Below are 15,944 nucleotides of genomic sequence, written 5' to 3'. Positions count from 1 at the left end.
TCAAATCAGCGGCTGTTTTGCCAGCAGGTAGATATCCATGATCCAGCCGTGCTGTTTGCGCAGGGTGGCGCGGCGCTGGATGATCTCGTCGCTGACCTCGCTTAGCCAACCTTTGATCAGGCACTGTTTCTCCATGCCGAGGTAGGCGCCCCACCAGATGTAGGTATCGTCGGCGGGCAACGCGGTAAACGCCCCGCCGCTGTCGAGCATGACGGCGACGGTGGCGGCATCGCTTGGCCAGCCGCGTTCGCGCAGGCGGCGGCCGGTGGTGATCTGGATGGGCTCGGCCAAGGCGTTAAGCGGTATGCGGTGTTCGGCGGTGAGTACCTGCAGGCTGGTGATGCCGGGCACCACCTCGACGTCTACCTGCCGCCCGGCCGCACCCAGGCGTTCAGCGATGCGCAGGCTGCTGTCGTAAAGCGAGGGGTCGCCCCAGATCAGCATGCCGACCCGCCCGCCTTCGGGCAGGTGGCGCGCCATCAATGATGCCCACACCTCGGCGATGGCGTGATGCCATTCATCAACGGCGCCCAGGTAATCGCCCCGCTCGCCGCGCTTGGGCAAGTCGAACTCGACGATTTGAGCCTGCTCGGGCTCGCGCAGCAGGGTCTGGCACAGCAGGCGACGCAGGTCGACCAGGTCGCTTTTGGCTTCGCCTTTGCGCGGCAGCAGGATCAGGTCGGCGTCGTTGAGGGCGCGCACGGCGGCAAGCGTGACGTGGTCTGGGTTGCCCGTGCCGATGCCGATCAGCGAAAGCGTCGTCATCCGTCGCGGCCCTCCTCGTCTGGCAGGTTGGCAAACGGCGAGTCCGCGGACTGTGGCCGAAAACGGCGGTCGTAGCCCACGGCGTACAGCGCGCTTTCCTGGAAATCCTGGCTCTCGAGCACCGGCCCGACCAGAATCAGCGCCGTGCGTTGCAGCGTGTTGGCGGCCAACGCCTCAATGGTGGATAGGCGCCCTCTGATGATTTTTTCATCGGGCCAGCTGGCTCGCCACACAATGGCCACGGGGCAGTCACCCCCGTAGTACGGCGTCAGCGACGCCACCACGTTTTCGAGGTTATGTACCGACAGGTGAATCGCCAGTGTCGCGCCGGTTTGGGCAAAGTTGGCCAGGGTTTCGTTGTCCGGCATGGCGCTGGCGCGCCCGGAGGTACGCGTCAGCACCACCGATTGCGCCACGCCCGGCAGGGTCAGCTCCTGGCCCAAGCTGGCCGCAGCGGCGGCAAAGGCGGGCACGCCGGGGGTGATGGTGTAGGGAATCTCGAGGGCACGCAGGCGGCGGGTCTGCTCCCCCACCGCTGACCATACCGATACATCCCCAGAGTGCAGCCGCACGACATCCTGCTCAGCCGCGTGGGCGGCCTGGATTTCCTGGATGATCTCGTTCAGCGACAGCGGCGCGGTGTTGACGATGCGCGCCCCTGATGGGCAATGCTCAAGCAGTTCTTGCGGCACCAGCGAGCCTGCGTAGAGGCACACCGGGCTCGCGGCAATCAGGTCGCGGCCGCGCAGCGTGATCAGGTCAGGGGCGCCTGGCCCGGCGCCGATGAAATGAACGGTCATTCGGTGATTCCTTCTGGTACTTCTGACAACGCCAGGGCGGCGGTGGCTTGCCTATCCGCTGAGATTATCCGAGGCCCTAGCAGCGTTGCCCCTGGGCCCGCCGCTATCAGCGCCACGGCCTCAGCCACGCTGCCCGTACCTCGGGCTTGTAAACTTTGCGCGGAATGAGTCAGCGTTGTCACCGTCGGCAGCTCGGCGTCCGCTACGGTGATGACTTCGATGTTGCGCAGTCGTCCTAGCTCTTCGACTAGTGGCAGCATGGAACGAGCCGCCGCCAGCTTATCGATAGCGCCAGCGCCGTATTGGTAAATAGCCCCGTACTGCTCGGCAAGCTGATCCAGCGCCTGGGCGAGGGAGGCAAGCGTGGCCTCGCGGCGAAAGCCAAATCCAACCACATGCAGCGTCTGCGCCTTCATCGAACGCCCCACCACTGCACGATCGGATAGCTGGCCTTCCAGCCCCGTCGGGTGCCGATGGGTGCGGCGTTGGCAAGTTCCAGGCGCATCAGTTCGCCACCAGCTTTTTGTTGCCATTGCGCCAGCAGCGCTTCGGATTCAAGTGTCACCGCATTGGCGACGACGCGCACCCCTTCGGGCAGGCGCTGCCATAAGTCGTCCAACAGCGCTTGGGATAGCCCGCCGCCGATAAATACCGCATCGGGCAGCGGCGTATCGTTTAGCACGTCCGGCGTGCTGCCCTCTTTCACTTCAAGCCAGTCAACGCCCAGGTTCACTGCGTTGCTGCGCGCTCTTGCTGCCCGTTCCGCGTTTTGCTCAAAGCCCACCGCCTGATTATCCGGGTGAGCGAGCAGCCACTCAATGGCAATCGAGCCCGAGCCGGTGCCGATATCCCACAGCCGCTCGCCGGGCTTGGGCGCCAGCGCGGCCAGGGTCATGGCGCGAATGGGTTGTTTGGTGATCTGGCCGTCGTGTTCAAAAAAGCCATCGGCAAGCCCGGGCGTCAGCGGCAATGCAGGCCCCTCGCCTGCAACCTCAAGCGCTACCGCCACTGGATGCGTGATGTCATCGGGAAGCGTCGCCGCTGCCGGAAAGGCACGCACCCGTTCGTGCTCGCCGCCCAGGGCTTCCAGCACCGTCAGTTTTGAAACCGCAAAGCCGAATTGGCAGACCCACTGGGCAAGTTCCGCTACCGCGTCACCGTCCCTGACCAGCACCAGCAAGCGCCTGCCCGGCTGCAGGTAGGGGCGGACGCGGGTTAACGGCTTGGCATGCAGGCCCAGGCAGGTGCAGTCCTGAATCGGCCAGCCCAGGCAGGAAGCCACCAGGCTGAACGTCGAGGGCGACGGCAGCGCCTGCCATTCCCGGGGCTCAAGGTGGCTAACGATGGAGGTGCCCGCGCCAAACCAGAAGGGGTCGCCGGAGGCCAGCATCACCACGCGGCGGCCGCGTTCGGCAAGCAGTTGGGGGATGCCGTCGGCAAACGGCACCGGCCATTCACGCAGCTTGGTTTTCAAGTCGGCTTTCAGGTCGGCGCTTTGGTCAGTGCTCAGGGGTGCAAGCAAGCTCAGGTGTCGGCGCGCGCCAAACACGACTTCGGCACGCGCTAACGCCTCGCGGCTTGCCGCCGTGAGACCCTGTGTGCCACTCTCCCCCCAGCCTATTATCGTCAGCCAGGGAACCTCGTTACCGTTAACCACTATGAACATCCTGATTCTTGGCGGAACCTCAGAGGCCAGCGCCCTGGCCAGCCTGCTGGCCGAGCGTTCTATCCCGGCCATCTATAGTTATGCGGGGCGGGTCAGCACCCCCAAGGCGCAACCCTTGCCGACGCGTGTTGGCGGTTTTGGCGGCGTGGCTGGCTTGGTCGACTACCTTAAGCAAGCGGGCATTACCCACCTGATTGACGCGACCCACCCTTTCGCCGAGCAGATGAGCCGCCACGCGCTGGCCGCTGCCGCGCAATGCGATATTCCCCTGATGGCATTCACCCGCCCGGCCTGGCAACCCCAGCCCGGCGATCACTGGACGCACGCTGCCAGCATCGACGAGGCAGTGGACCAGTTGGACGGCCCGCCCCAGCGCATCATGCTGGCCATCGGGCGCCAACACCTGGAAGCCTTTGCCGCGATGCCCCAGCATCACTATGTACTGCGGCTGGTCGATCACCCCGAGCAGCCGATACCGCTGCCCCACCAGACTATCACCGTCGCGCGCGGCCCGTTTACCACGTCGGGCGATCTGGCCTTGCTCAAGGACCACGCCGTTGAGCGTCTGGTGTGCAAAAACGCCGGCGGCGACGGCGCGGTGTCCAAACTCACCGCCGCCCGCACGCTCGGCCTGCCGGTGGTGATGATCGAGCGGCCTAGGCTGCCCTCACGTCGGGAATGTCACGCCCTAGATGACGTGCTGGCCTGGCTTTTGGCGCCCACCGAGCGAGGGGTATAAACCCAGGGTTCGCTCGGTTCATGGCCTTGCCTTTCAATGCGCCGCGTCTGGCTGGAACCCACGATGACCAGGGTGCGCATGTCTGCCATCTCCGGCGTCGCCTCGCCCAGGGTGGTCACGCGAATCGACTCATCCGGAGTCGAGACAGCGCGGGCAAAAATGATCAGCCTTTCCGGCCCGCAGGCGTCAAGCAGCACCTCCAGGGTACGCACAAAGCCTTCTGGCCGCGCCCTGGAGCGCGGGTTGTAGAACGCCATGGCAAAGTCGGCCTCGGCGGCCAGGCGCAGGCGCTTTTCAATCAGCGCCCAGGGCTTGAGGTTGTCGGATAGATTAATGCAGCAGAAGTCGTGCCCCAGCGGCGCGCCGACGCTGGCACTGGCGGCCAGCATGGCGGAAATCCCCGGCAGTACCTGAACGTCCAGCGAGCGCCACTGGGCATCGCCTGCTTCCAAGGCTTCAAACACCGCCGAGGCCATGGCAAACACGCCCGGATCGCCGGAGGACACCACCGCCACGCGACGGCCGTCAGAGGCCATCGTCAGCGCCTGCTCGGCCCGCTGGATTTCTTCCCGGTTGTCCGAGCCATGGCGCACAAGCCCCGCCCTGGGCGCGACGCGTTCCACGTAGGGCACATAGCCCACCACATCGGTGGCCTCGGCAAGCACCGCCGACACCTCGGGCGTTACCAGTGTGTCGCTGCCCGGCCCCAGGCCGACGATTTTCAGCCAGCCGCTCATGGGCGCCTCCCATGGCCATGAATTAGCACAATCGAGAAGTAGGGCACGCTCTCGCCCACGTCCTTGAAGGGCTGAACCCGTTCCTGGCGCATGGCGGCGTATTCGATCAGCCAGGCTTCGTCCTCGCGCCCGGCGTGGGCAAGCGCCCGGCGCAGTTTGTCCAGGTTGCGGCCGATTTTCATCACCACCAGCGCATCGGTCTCGGCAATGCGTTCGGCCAGGGACGACTCCGGCAGCGTGGCCATGACCACCGTGAGGATATCGTCGCCCCAGGTGATCGGCTGGCCGGTGGCGGTCCAGGCCGCCGACATCCCGGTGATCCCCGGCACCACGGAGACCGGCACGTGGTCCAGTAGCCGGGTATAAAGATGCATGAAGGAGCCGTAGAAGAACGGGTCGCCTTCGCAAAGTACCACCACATCACGCCCAGCCTCAGCCAGCTCGATCAGCAGCGCCACGCTGCGTTGGTAAAAATTGGCCAGCAACTCGTTATAACGCGGGTCGTCGAAGGGGATTTCCGTGGTCACCGGGTATTCCATGGCAAGCTCGGTGACCTCGGGGGCCAGCATGCCCTCGACGATGCTGCGCGCATGCCCGGTACGCCCCTTCTTGCGAAAGTAGGCCACGTGCGAGGCGCCGCGGATCAGGCGGTCGGCGCGCACGCTCATCAAGTCCTGGCTTCCCGGGCCAAGGCCGACCCCGTAGATGATTCCCTGGGTCATTCTGTTCGGTCCGCAATGGCATTGAGGGCGGCGACGGTCACGGCGCTGCCGCCCAGACGTCCCTGCACCGTGCAGCAGGGGCTCACCTGGCTCTCCCAGAGCGCCTGTTTGGATTCCGCCGCGCCGACAAAGCCCACCGGGCAGCCAATAATCGCGGCGGGCCGCGGGCAGTCAGGGTCTTCGAGCATATTGAGCAGATGAAACAACGCCGTGGGCGCGTTGCCAATCGCCACCACCGCGCCTTCCAGGTGCGGGCGCCAGAGTTCAAGCGCCGCCGCCGAGCGGGTGTTGGCCATCTCTTTGGCCAGTGCGGGCGTGCGCTCGTCATTCAGCGTGCAGATAATCGGGTTATCCGCGGGCAGGCGTTTACGCGTGATGCCTTCTGATACCATGCGGGCATCACATAAAATCGGTGCGCCGGCTTCGAGCGCTTTGCGGGCGTGGCTGACCACATCGCCTGCAAAATGTATCGAGGCGGCAAGCTCTACCAGACCGGCGGCATGAATCATGCGCACGGCAATCGGCTCTTCATCGTGAGAAAACCGCCCCAGGTCTGCTTCACGGCGAATAGTGGCAAAGGACTCCCGGTAAATCGCCGGGCCGTCGGTTTCATAAATGTGGGGCACCTAAACTCTCCAAATAAGCGATTACCTCAGTCTCCGTGAGGTTTGTCTTGACCGGCGTGCTATCGGCACGGCCGTTAATTATAAGGTCAAATCTACCGGCCTGGCCGACCAAACACACGTCGGCCGGTGAGCGCCGGGCGCAGCCCTTGGCGCAGCCGGATACATGCACCGAGCCTTGGGTAACCCCACGCAGGCGCTCGGCAAGCGGCTGGGTGGCCACGCTGGCCTGCTCGCAATAAGGCGCGCCCGGGCAGGCATCAATCTGCAAGCGGGCGTCCTGTTCGTCGGTTATCAACCCGTCGATGACTTCGACGCTGGCGCCTGCGACCCAGATACGCCGCCAGGGCGTCACCTGCAAGGCGGTAACGTCGGCAGGCGTCACCGCAGTCCTGAGCACCTTGGCAGGCACCCGCCCAAACGGCAGGCCATACACCGCGCCGTGTTCGTGCTTGCCCAGAGGCAATTGGCTGCCCGTTGCAGCGGGACGTGCGTTGGTCGGGGCCCAGTCAGGCAGCGGCACATGATGGCGCCGCATGCGTTTGCTGTCCCAGCCGCCACTGTCGACAAACCATGCCAGCAGGCGAATAAGTTGCGCCACGGCGGCGTCAATCGAGCGCACTGCGGTGCCCAACGAATAACCGTCGGCGCGCACCAACAGGCCGCCCGAATTGGCGCGCTCGATACGAAAGTCCGCCGAGGCATCGCCTAGCACCGGCGCCTTGCCTGCATCAATGGCGATCCCGACCTTGGCGGGCACCACCGGCAACTCTGCCCAACGGTCGACAAGCGCGCTGGCGATTTTATGGGTATCGTCCCCCGCTTGCCAGCCGGGGGCCAATAGAATTTGCGGACGACGCTCCGCTTCCGGGTCGGCGTCAATCAATTCATGGGCGACCAGGGTCTCCATCAGGGCGGGCCAGCTCGCCTCGGTCACGCCGCGCAATTGCAGATTGGCGCGGCTGGTCAGTTCGATCAAGCCGCTGCCGTAGGCCTCCGCCGCGTCGCACAGCGCCAGCACCTGGCCACGTTCAAGCTGGCCCAGCCGTGGGCGCACGCGCACCAGTAAACCATCGCCGGTTGCCATCGGTTGCCAGGCACCGGGGCACCAGCCCTTGATGCGGGGCTCAGCCGACATCCGCCGCGACCTCCTTGGCCTCGTCCATGTCCAGCAGCAGGTCTTTCAGCGCGTCGCCCTGCTCACCGGGTGCCTGCCACATGCCTCGCTGGGCGGCTTCGAGCAGGCGTTCGGCCATTTCTTCCAGCGCCGAGGGGTTATGCTCGCGCAGGAACTGCTGATTGGCGTCATCCAGCACCAGCGCATCGGTGACCTGGGCGTACTGGTAGTCGGCGACCAGGTCGGTGGTGGCATCGTAGGCGAATAGATAGTCGATGGTGGCCGCCATCTCGAAGCCGCCTTTATAGCCATGCTCGCGCATGGCGTTGATCCACTTGGGGTTGAGCACCCGCGAGCGAATCACCTTGGCCAGCTCCTCTTTCAGCGTGCGAATCTTGGGCTGGGCGGGGTTGGCGTGGTCAGCGTGGTAGATATCCGGGGTTTTGCCGCTCAGCGAGCGGCTGGCATTGGCCATACCGCCCTGGAAGGCGTAGTAGCTGTTGGAATCGAGGATATCGTGCTCGCGGTTATCCTGGTTCTGCATCACCGCTTCCAGGCCTTTAAGCTGCTGCTCGAAGGCATCCGGGGCGGCCGTGCCAGACTCGGCAAACTGCCCGTAGGCGTAGGCGCCGTTGTCCAGGTAGGCCTGAGCCAGGTCATCGGCATTTTCCCAGGCGCCGTTGTCGATCAGCCGATTCAGGCCGGTGCCGTACTCGCCCGGCTTGCTGCCAAAGATCCGATAGCCCGCCTGCTGGGCGGCCATCTCGACACTCAGCCCCTGCTTTTCCAGCACCTGCTGGCGGGCCATCACCGCATCACGAATGGTGTTGCTGTTGCCCGGTTCGGCGTAGCTGGCCACCGCCTGTACCGCCGCATCGAACAGCCGGATCACGTTGGGAAAGGCATCGCGGAAGAAGCCGGAAACCCGCAGCGTGACGTCCACCCGCGGGCGGTTGAGCAGCATCGAGGGTATCACCTCGATATCGATGACCCGCTGGGAACCCAGCGACCAGATGGGGCGCACGCCCATCAGCGCAAAGGCCTGAGCAATGTCATCGCCACCGGTGCGCATGGTGGCGGTGCCCCAGATGGAGAGTCCCAGGCGACGGGGGTAGTCGCCGTTATCCTGCAGGTAGCGCTCAACGAACGCCTGGGCGGATTTTTCGCCCAGCGTCCAGGCGGCGGGCGATGGAATCGAGCGGTTGTCCACGCTGAAGAAATTGCGCCCGGTGGGCAACGTATCCAGCCGCCCACGGCTGGGGGCGCCACTCGGCCCCGGCGGCACAAACAGGCCATCCAGGCCTTCCAGCAGCGAGCTGATTTCCAGCTCGGCGCTCTGCTGAAGCGCGACCCAAAGCTGGTCCCGGGCGTAGCGCAGCTGCTCGGCGGTCGCGGGATATTGGGCGGCCAACGTCTCCAGACTGCCCGGCGCGACCACGTACGCCTCGACCAGTTGGTGGGCCAACGCTTCCAGCCGCTCGCGGGTGTCGTTGCCGCTGCGCCAGGCGGCGCTATCCAGCTCGCGTAGCACGTTCGGCCGAGGCCCGTTCCAGGGGCCGGCATCGGCCATCAGTGGGTCAAAGGGCGCTTGGCCTTCGCCCTGCAGGGCCAGATCATCGGCCAGGTTATGCAGCAAGCCGCGCTGGGCAATGCTTTCACCTCTCGGCAAGCGCAGCAGCGCCACCAAGGTGCCGACCACTTTATCCTTTGGCGGTAGCGTGCCGAGCACGTGCAAGCCATGACGAATCTGCGATTCCTTGATGTCGCATAGGAAGGTATCCAGCTCGTTCAGGATCAGCGCTTCGTCCTGGCTGTCGACCGCCTTGGTCAACTCCTGGTCGATGCCGGTCTCGCGCAGGTGCTCAAGGATCTGCTCGCGGATTAACGCCTCGCGCCGGGGGTCCATATCCAGCGCCTGGTAATATTCGTCGGTGAGCGCTTCCAGTTTGGCCATGTCGCCATACAGCTCTGCGCGGGCCAGGGGTGGCATCAGGTGATCGATAATCACCGCCTGGCTGCGCCGCTTGGCCTGGGCGCCCTCGCCCGGGTCGTTGACGATAAACGGGTAGAAATGCGGCACCGGGCCGAGCGCTATATCTGGCCAGCAGTCGGCGCTCAAGGCGCTGCTTTTGCCCGGCAGCCACTCAAGGTTGCCGTGCTTGCCCACGTGAATCACCGCTTCCACCTGATAGTGCTCGCGCAGCCAGAAGTAAAACGCCAAGTAGCTGTGCGGCGGCGCCAGCTGCATATCGTGGTAGGACTGGGTCAGGTCGTCGATAAAGTCGCGCTCGGGCTGGATACCCACGAAGGTGTCGCCCAGCCGGATACCCGAGATCATCAGCCGCCCCTGACGGCATTTGGGGTCATCCGCGGGCGCGCCCCAACGCGTCCATACCGTTTCCTGCAACTCACCGGGCAGGGTTTGAAACCAGGCCAGGTAGTCGTCAACGCTAATGCTTTGCCAGCACATGCGCTGGTCGATGACGTTGCGGTCATTGGTTACCGCCCCCTGCAGCAGGCGGATCAGGTCATCGCCACTGTCGGGCAGGTCGCTGACCGGGTAACCCGCTGTTTGCAGCGCGGTTAATATCTGCAGCGTTGAGGCCGGGGTATCCAGCCCCACGCCGTTGCCAATCCGGCCATCGCGATTGGGGTAATTGGCCAGCACCAGCGCCAGCCGTTTGGCGTGATTGGGGGTGGTGCGCAGGTGGCAGAACCGGCGCGCCAGCTTGGCGACAAATTCAGCACGCTCGGGATGCAGGGCATGGTGGGTTACCGACAGCTGGCTGCGTTCGTTATACAGCGCTTCCGCCTTGAAGCCCACGGCACGGGTGATCACCCGGCCGTCCATTTCGGGCAGTACAATCTGCATCGCCACATCGCGGCTTCTCAACCCGGCGGCCGAGGCCTGCCAATCCTCCATGGTGCTGCTGGAAAGAATCGCCTGCAGGATCACCGGCTGGCCGACGAACACGCTCTCGGGAATCGCCCCGCCCAGCGGGTAGGTGTCGTCGGAATTGCGGTTGATGGAGAAGCTGGTGGTGTTGACCACCAGCATGGCGCCGGTCTGCTCGATCAGGTGATTCACAAACGCAATGCAGTCTGCCTCTTTCAAGGAGGCAACGGCGACGGCGAGTGGCTCAAGCCCCTGCGCTTTTAGCGCCTCGATCATGCCGTCGACGACCAGGGTATTGGCGCCCTGCAGGTGGCTGCGATAGAACAGCAGCAGGCACACCGGCCGCTCCGGCTGCTGGTTGGCCCGCCATTCGCTCAGGCTCATCACCTGACGCCCCGTCTGGCTTGCGGCATCGCTGGGCGCATAGATCACCGCCGCGGGCACCACCTTGGGTTCCTTCCAGGTGGTGGGCAACGCCAGGCACTCGCTGCCCAGGTAGCGCAGCAGCTGCTCGGCGTTATCCACGCCGCCTTCGCGCAGGTAGCGCCATACCCGATAGGCGCTGTCATAGTCGACGCTCGAAGCTTCCAGCAGGGCATCGTCCGGGGCGTCGCAGCCGGGCACCAGGATCAACTGGCGGCCTGGCTTAGCATTCCGCCAAGCCAGCAGGCGTTCGTAGCCGTATTGCCAGTAGGCCTGCCCGCCCAGCATCGACACGACCACAAGCTGCGCCTTTTCCAACACCCGATCCTCGTAGAGGTCGTAGGCGGCGGGCTTGACCAGGTTCATCCAGTTGGCCAGACGCACCGACGGGTAGCGCTCGCCCAGGCGATCGATTGCCTGGGCCAGGGCCGAGAGGTTGCTGTCGGCGGCCGAGAGAATCACGACATCCGCGGGGCTTTGTTGAAGATCGACAATGCCTTCATCATCAACAAAGCCGCCGGGTTTAGCAGCAAAAAGGTGCATTAGGCGGCTGTTGTTACCTCTGCTTCGGCAAGCGCTTCACGCAGCGCGTCGCTGTCCAGCGCCTTGCCAATGATGACCAGTTGGGTTTGACGCGTTTCACCTTCCGCCCAGAGGCGGTCGAAGTAGCCATCCAGACGCTCGCCCACGGCCTGGATCACCCGGCGCATCGGCTTGCCGGGAATCGCCGCAAAGCCCTTGGCGCGGTAGATTTCCTGGGTTTTGACAATGTGCTGCAGCTTGGCTGCCAGCAGCTCGCCGTCGACTTCGCCCAGACTGATCACGCAGGAATCAAAGTTGTCGTGGGCATGGTCGTGATGGGCGCCCTCAGCGTGGTGCTTATCGTGGTGGTTGGTGATCAGGTCGATGCTGGCTTCGCTGGCCGCTCCAATGCCCATCAGGGCTTCCAGTTGAACGGTGTTGGTGGCCAGGGTTTGATCGACAAACAGGTACTTCACTGATTCTGGCACACGCGCCTGAATCAACGCCTCGACCCGCGCCTTGTCGTCCGGGCTGAGCAGGTCCGTCTTGCTGACCAGCACCAGATCGGCCGCGCTGAGCTGGTCATCGAGCAATTCCTGCAGGCTGGGGTCGTGATCCAGGCTTTCATCGGCCTGGCGCTGGGCTTCTACCTTGGCAACATCGCTGGCATAGCGGCCAGAGGCCACGGCGGGGCCGTCAATTACGGTAATGATGGCATCGACAGTGCAGTGCTGGCGCACCTCCGGCCAGTTAAACGCCTGCACCAGCGGCTTGGGCAGCGCCAGGCCGCTGGTTTCGATCAGAATATGGTCGATATCGTCGCGGCGGGCGACCAGCTTTTTCATCACCGGTAGAAACTCTTCCTCTACGGTGCAGCAGATACAGCCGTTGGCCAGCTCAAAGATGCCGCTGTCGTCGCCTTCCACCGCTTGCCCGTCTTCGCAGTCGAGGGCACAGCCGCGCAGCAGGCTTGAGTCGATGTCCTGCTCGCCGAATTCATTGACGATCACGGCAATTCGCTTGCCGGTCACCTGGCGCAGAATGCTCGCCAGCAAGGTGGTTTTACCGCTGCCCAAAAAGCCGGTGACCACGGTGGCGGGTATCTTATTTAACTGCATGGGTCTCGTCCTCAGAATCGATAGGCTGACGCGCTGGCGACACTTTGCCGCTAAACAGCAGCGCGATCGCGGCTGGGTTGTTGGCAAAAAACAGGTGCAAGTAGGTGGCCGTCAATCCACGCTCACGAAAAATGGCCTCCCCCGGCGCAGGGTGGCGCTGGCGGCGGCCGTGGGCGATGGGCTCAGGCGTTCCTTCGGCCATCGAGCGATGGTGGGCATGGCCGCGCACCGGGCCTTCGAGCAGCTCGGCGGTTTGCATCCCCTGGCAGCCCCGCCGTCCGCGCATCGCGCCCTGCCCTGGTAGCAGGCCCAGCATGGTGTGGGTGGTGTCGTCGTAGTCGGTCAGGGTTTCCAGGCAATAAAGCAGCCCGCCGCACTCGGCAAGAATCGGTTTGTCGTCGGCAAAAAACTGCCTGATCGCCGCGTGCATGGCCGCATTGGCCGCCAGGGTCGCGGCGTGAATTTCCGGGTAGCCCCCGGGTAGCCACAGCGCATCGCAGCTGGGCAAGGCGCTGTCGGTAAGCGGCGAGAAAAAGCGCAGCTTGGCGCCCATCTGTTCGAGCAGGTCCAGGTTGGCCTGGTAAATAAAGCTGAACGCGGCGTCTTTGGCTACACCAATGGTAAGCCCGGCAAGCGACGGTAACGACGCCGTGGCGACTTCTGGCGCGGCGTAAAACGTCACCGGCGGCAGAGCGAGTAGCGTTTGCGGCAGGTTTTCCGCCTCGATAACACGGGCGCCCTTTTCAAAGCGTTCTTCCAGGTCGTCACGAATCTCGTCGGCCTGCACCAGGCCTAGATGGCGTTCGGGCAGCGACAGTTCCGGGTTACGCGCAATGGCAGCCAGCAGCGGGATGTCTGTCGGCAGGGTTGTCTCGATCAGCTCGCGGTGGCGCTCGGAGCCACAGCTGTTGGCAATAAGCCCGACAATGCGGATATCGTCGCGAAAGCCCGCCAGCCCCGCCAGGAGTGCGCCCGCGGTTTGCGCCATGCCTTTGACGTCCATCACCACCACCATGGGCAAGCCAAACCGCGCGGCCAGGTCGGCACTGGAAGGCTCGCCGTCAAACAGCCCCATAGCGCCTTCGACCAAGATCATGTCCGCCGTCTGGGCGGCTTCGTAAAAGCGCTGGCGGCAGTAGGCATCGCCTGCCATCCACAGGTCCAGTTGATCCACTGGCTGACCGGCGGCTTGCGCCAGCACCTGGGGGTCCAGGTAGTCGGGGCCGGTTTTAAACACGCGCACCACCTTGCCCTGGTTGCGCAGCGCCCTGGCCAGCGCGGCGGTAAAGGTGGTCTTGCCCTGCCCGGAAGAAGGCGCGGCAATAAATAGCGCTGGGCAACTTGCAGTGGGTGTGCTCATCAGTATTCGATCCCCGCCTGGGCTTTAACACCGCCACGAAAGGCGTGACGCTCGTCCTGCACCGTGCTGATGGTGTCAGCGATTTCCTGAAGCGGCGTCGCCATGGTCCGGCCGGTGATGATCACGTTTTGATGCGCGGGGCGTTGGTTAAGCGCTTCGACCACCGGCAGCGGGTCGAGATAGCCGTACTTGAACATGTAGCTCATTTCATCGAGGACGATGAGGTGGTAGTCAGGGTTTTCGAGCAGCCCCTTGGCCACCGCCCAGGCCGACTGGGCGGCTTCAATATCGCGCTCGCGATCCTGGGTTTCCCAGGTAAACCCCTGGCCCATGATGTGCCAGTCGAGGTTGGGCTGATCGCGGAAGAACAGGTACTCGCCGGTTTCACGGCGCCCCTTGATAAACTGGATCACTGCGCAGCGCTGCCCGTGACCCAGCGCCCGCGCCATAGTGCCAAGCGCCGAGCTGCTTTTGCCCTTGCCGTTGCCTTTCAGCAGGATCAATACCCCGCGCTCTTCCGTGGCGCGGCTGATGCGCTCGTCGACCACGTCCTTTTTGCGCTGCATGCGGTGGGTATGGCGATCGTCACTCATGGCGTTTCCTGTCCAGAAAAAGGTGTCGCGTAGCGCGCCCCCAGTTGCTGGGCGATGCGTGCGCCCTGGCCGCGCTTGATTCTGGACGACTCGGTATCCATCAATATGCAGTCGCCCAGCGGGCCGAGGTCGGCGACGGATTCACGGGTACGGCCGTCGGTAATCAGATAGGTGCGGATGTGCAGCCCGGGCTCGCGTCGTTGCCACTGATGGATCAGGCGCTTGGCCTCGATCACCGCCTCGCGCAGCGGCGTACCGCCGCCACCCGTCGCCGCCTCCAACGCATCTTGTACACGCTTGGGCGCACGACGGCGCGACAGAAGCGGCACCACACCGCCGTTGCCAAACCCCACCACGGCGACCTGCTCACGTGCCGCGTAGGCCTGGCGCACCAGCGATTCTACGAGCCCCTTTGCCTGGCCCAGCAGGCGCTGCCCCAGAGTGGAGCCGGAGGTATCCAGCAGTACCAGGTGCGCCCTTGGCTGCCCGGCCTGTGTCTTGCGCATTTTTAGCGTTCGCCAGGGCCACTGGCCGCGGTTGGCGATCAGGGTGCCAAAGCCGTCCAGACGAGACGTTTCAGTCCGCGAGCGTCCCTTGCCTGATACCTGACCTTTTTCACCGGACGCCGGAGTCGCCGCCGTTTTCGCCTGACCAACACCGTTTGGCGTATTCGCCAGTTCAGGCGCTGCCTGCTGAATGGTTGACTGATCCTGGGGCGGCATGGCGCCCCACTGACCCTGTTCGCCGCGCTGCTCGGGTGACCTACCGGTCGACGCACCAGTCGTTGATGACGAACCCCCCTCGCCTCCCGAAGGCGGTGCCTTCGGCGGCGAAGACGGCGGGGTTTGCTCGGGCGATTGGGTGCGCCGATGGTCCAGCACCCACGGCTCGACGGTATCGATATCCTGCTGCGCTACCTCGCTTGCACCGCGCCAGGCGGCGTGGGCACGAGCGGCGCGATGCCAGGTCACGTCGGCTCGCAACCCTTCCACACCGGCGGTTTCACAGCACGAGGCGATGGTGTGATACACCCATGACGGGGTAATGACATCCACCAGTTGGCACTGGGCCTGATGAATCCGCTCGGTCAGTGCGGCCTGGGCCTCCTCGAAGCCACGGGTCGCCCCCGCAGGGTCGCGGTCAAAGGCTTCGCGCTGCTGGACGATGGCGATACGTTCTTCCACGCTGATGCTCGCGGCCTGGTCGATACACAGCCCAAAACGATCCAGCAACTGCGGGCGTAGCTCGCCTTCATCCGGGTTCATGGTGCCAATCAGGCTGAAGCGCGCCGGATGGGAGTGGCTGATACCGTCGCGCTCGACGATATTGGTACCGCTGGCGGCCACATCCAGCAGCAAATCGACCAGTGTATCCGGCAGCAGATTGACCTCGTCCACATACAGCACGCCGCCGTCGGCTTTAGCGAGCAGCCCGGCATGAAAGGTGGCTTCGCCATCGGCCAGCACCTTTTGCAGATCCAGACTGCCGACCAGCCTGTCTTCGCTGGCGCCCAGGGGCAGAGTCACAAAAGGAGCACGCTGCCCGTCGCTATCGCCAGGTAAAATAGCGGCCAGAGCCCTTGCCAAGGTCGACTTGGCGCTACCTCTTGGCCCACTCACCAGCACCCCGCCGATACGCGGATTAATGGCATTAAGGATCAGCGCGGTTTTCAGCGCTTCCTGGCCAACCACCGCCGCAAAGGGAAACTCACTCACCGGCACCTCCCGTGCTGGCCAAGCCCGTCAGCCGGACAATATCCGCCAGCTGATTTGATGGCTGCGAGACTTGAATATGATTCATGGCAATTAGCTGAGGGATAATAAAACCATTCATAAAGAAGTGGGAATATAAAAGGTGTCCAGT

At 64.1% G+C, this 15,944-nt stretch carries 14 protein-coding genes; 1 reads left to right on the top strand and 13 read right to left on the bottom strand.

Annotated features, from left to right (window positions below; translation table 11 throughout):
• Genes cobF through cbiE form a run of 4 tightly spaced genes read right to left on the bottom strand, consistent with a single transcriptional unit; the run spans position 1 to position 3,231 of the window.
• Positions 1-765 (bottom strand): precorrin-6A synthase (deacetylating), encoded by a 765-nt coding sequence (cobF, locus tag R3F64_RS11185; protein ID WP_332611473.1) that lies wholly within the window; start codon positions 763-765, stop codon positions 1-3.
• Positions 762-1,565, bottom strand: a complete 804-nt coding sequence (gene cobM / locus R3F64_RS11180; protein ID WP_332611471.1) for a precorrin-4 C(11)-methyltransferase — start codon at positions 1,563-1,565, stop codon at positions 762-764. The genes cobF and cobM overlap by 4 nt, the downstream gene beginning before the upstream one ends.
• Positions 1,562-1,981 (bottom strand): cobalamin biosynthesis protein, encoded by a 420-nt coding sequence (locus R3F64_RS11175; protein ID WP_332611469.1) that lies wholly within the window; start codon positions 1,979-1,981, stop codon positions 1,562-1,564. The genes cobM and R3F64_RS11175 overlap by 4 nt, the downstream gene beginning before the upstream one ends.
• Positions 1,978-3,231, bottom strand: coding sequence for a precorrin-6y C5,15-methyltransferase (decarboxylating) subunit CbiE (gene cbiE, locus R3F64_RS11170; RefSeq protein ID WP_332611467.1), 1,254 nt, complete (start codon positions 3,229-3,231; stop codon positions 1,978-1,980). The genes R3F64_RS11175 and cbiE overlap by 4 nt, the downstream gene beginning before the upstream one ends.
• On the opposite strand from cbiE, the gene R3F64_RS11165 reads away from it, so the two are divergent.
• Complete coding sequence (locus R3F64_RS11165; protein ID WP_085919579.1) at positions 3,224-3,970, top strand: cobalt-precorrin-6A reductase; 747 nt, start codon at positions 3,224-3,226, stop codon at positions 3,968-3,970. The two genes, cbiE and R3F64_RS11165, sit on opposite strands and share 8 nt — an antisense overlap.
• On the opposite strand, the gene cobJ is transcribed toward R3F64_RS11165, so the two are convergent.
• From cobJ to R3F64_RS11120, 9 genes are read right to left on the bottom strand one after another with little or no spacing between them, the layout of a single operon-like run.
• Positions 3,913-4,707, bottom strand: a complete 795-nt coding sequence (cobJ, locus tag R3F64_RS11160; protein ID WP_199285166.1) for a precorrin-3B C(17)-methyltransferase — start codon at positions 4,705-4,707, stop codon at positions 3,913-3,915. The genes R3F64_RS11165 and cobJ overlap by 58 nt on opposite strands.
• The gene (gene cobI, locus R3F64_RS11155; protein ID WP_085919577.1) at positions 4,704-5,429 is read right to left on the bottom strand and encodes a precorrin-2 C(20)-methyltransferase; all 726 of its coding nucleotides are present in this window, start codon (positions 5,427-5,429) and stop codon (positions 4,704-4,706) included. The genes cobJ and cobI overlap by 4 nt, the downstream gene beginning before the upstream one ends.
• Positions 5,426-6,055 (bottom strand): precorrin-8X methylmutase, encoded by a 630-nt coding sequence (locus R3F64_RS11150; protein ID WP_199285165.1) that lies wholly within the window; start codon positions 6,053-6,055, stop codon positions 5,426-5,428. The genes cobI and R3F64_RS11150 overlap by 4 nt, the downstream gene beginning before the upstream one ends.
• Positions 6,039-7,190, bottom strand: a complete 1,152-nt coding sequence (locus R3F64_RS11145; RefSeq protein WP_199285164.1) for a cobalamin biosynthesis protein CobG — start codon at positions 7,188-7,190, stop codon at positions 6,039-6,041. Before R3F64_RS11145 ends, R3F64_RS11150 begins: the two co-directional genes overlap by 17 nt.
• Positions 7,180-11,031: a cobaltochelatase subunit CobN gene (gene cobN / locus R3F64_RS11140; protein ID WP_332611463.1), complete on the bottom strand. Its 3,852-nt coding sequence runs from the start codon at positions 11,029-11,031 to the stop codon at positions 7,180-7,182. The genes R3F64_RS11145 and cobN overlap by 11 nt, the downstream gene beginning before the upstream one ends.
• Positions 11,031-12,128: a cobalamin biosynthesis protein CobW gene (cobW, locus tag R3F64_RS11135; RefSeq protein ID WP_332611461.1), complete on the bottom strand. Its 1,098-nt coding sequence runs from the start codon at positions 12,126-12,128 to the stop codon at positions 11,031-11,033. The genes cobN and cobW overlap by 1 nt, the downstream gene beginning before the upstream one ends.
• Positions 12,115-13,488 carry a cobyrinate a,c-diamide synthase gene (locus R3F64_RS11130; RefSeq protein ID WP_309783138.1) on the bottom strand — a complete coding sequence of 458 codons (1,374 nt, stop codon included), beginning with the start codon at positions 13,486-13,488 and terminating at the stop codon, positions 12,115-12,117. Before R3F64_RS11130 ends, cobW begins: the two co-directional genes overlap by 14 nt.
• Positions 13,488-14,081: a cob(I)yrinic acid a,c-diamide adenosyltransferase gene (cobO, locus tag R3F64_RS11125; protein WP_268902222.1), complete on the bottom strand. Its 594-nt coding sequence runs from the start codon at positions 14,079-14,081 to the stop codon at positions 13,488-13,490. The genes R3F64_RS11130 and cobO overlap by 1 nt, the downstream gene beginning before the upstream one ends.
• Positions 14,078-15,796: an AAA family ATPase gene (locus R3F64_RS11120; RefSeq protein WP_332611456.1), complete on the bottom strand. Its 1,719-nt coding sequence runs from the start codon at positions 15,794-15,796 to the stop codon at positions 14,078-14,080. The genes cobO and R3F64_RS11120 overlap by 4 nt, the downstream gene beginning before the upstream one ends.
• Positions 15,797-15,944: the final 148 nt, after the last annotated feature.

The organism is Halomonas sp. 5021 (genome assembly GCF_036663435.1).
GTDB classification, from domain to species: domain Bacteria; phylum Pseudomonadota; class Gammaproteobacteria; order Pseudomonadales; family Halomonadaceae; genus Vreelandella; species Vreelandella janggokensis.
This window is presented reverse-complemented; position numbering and strand designations above follow the sequence as displayed.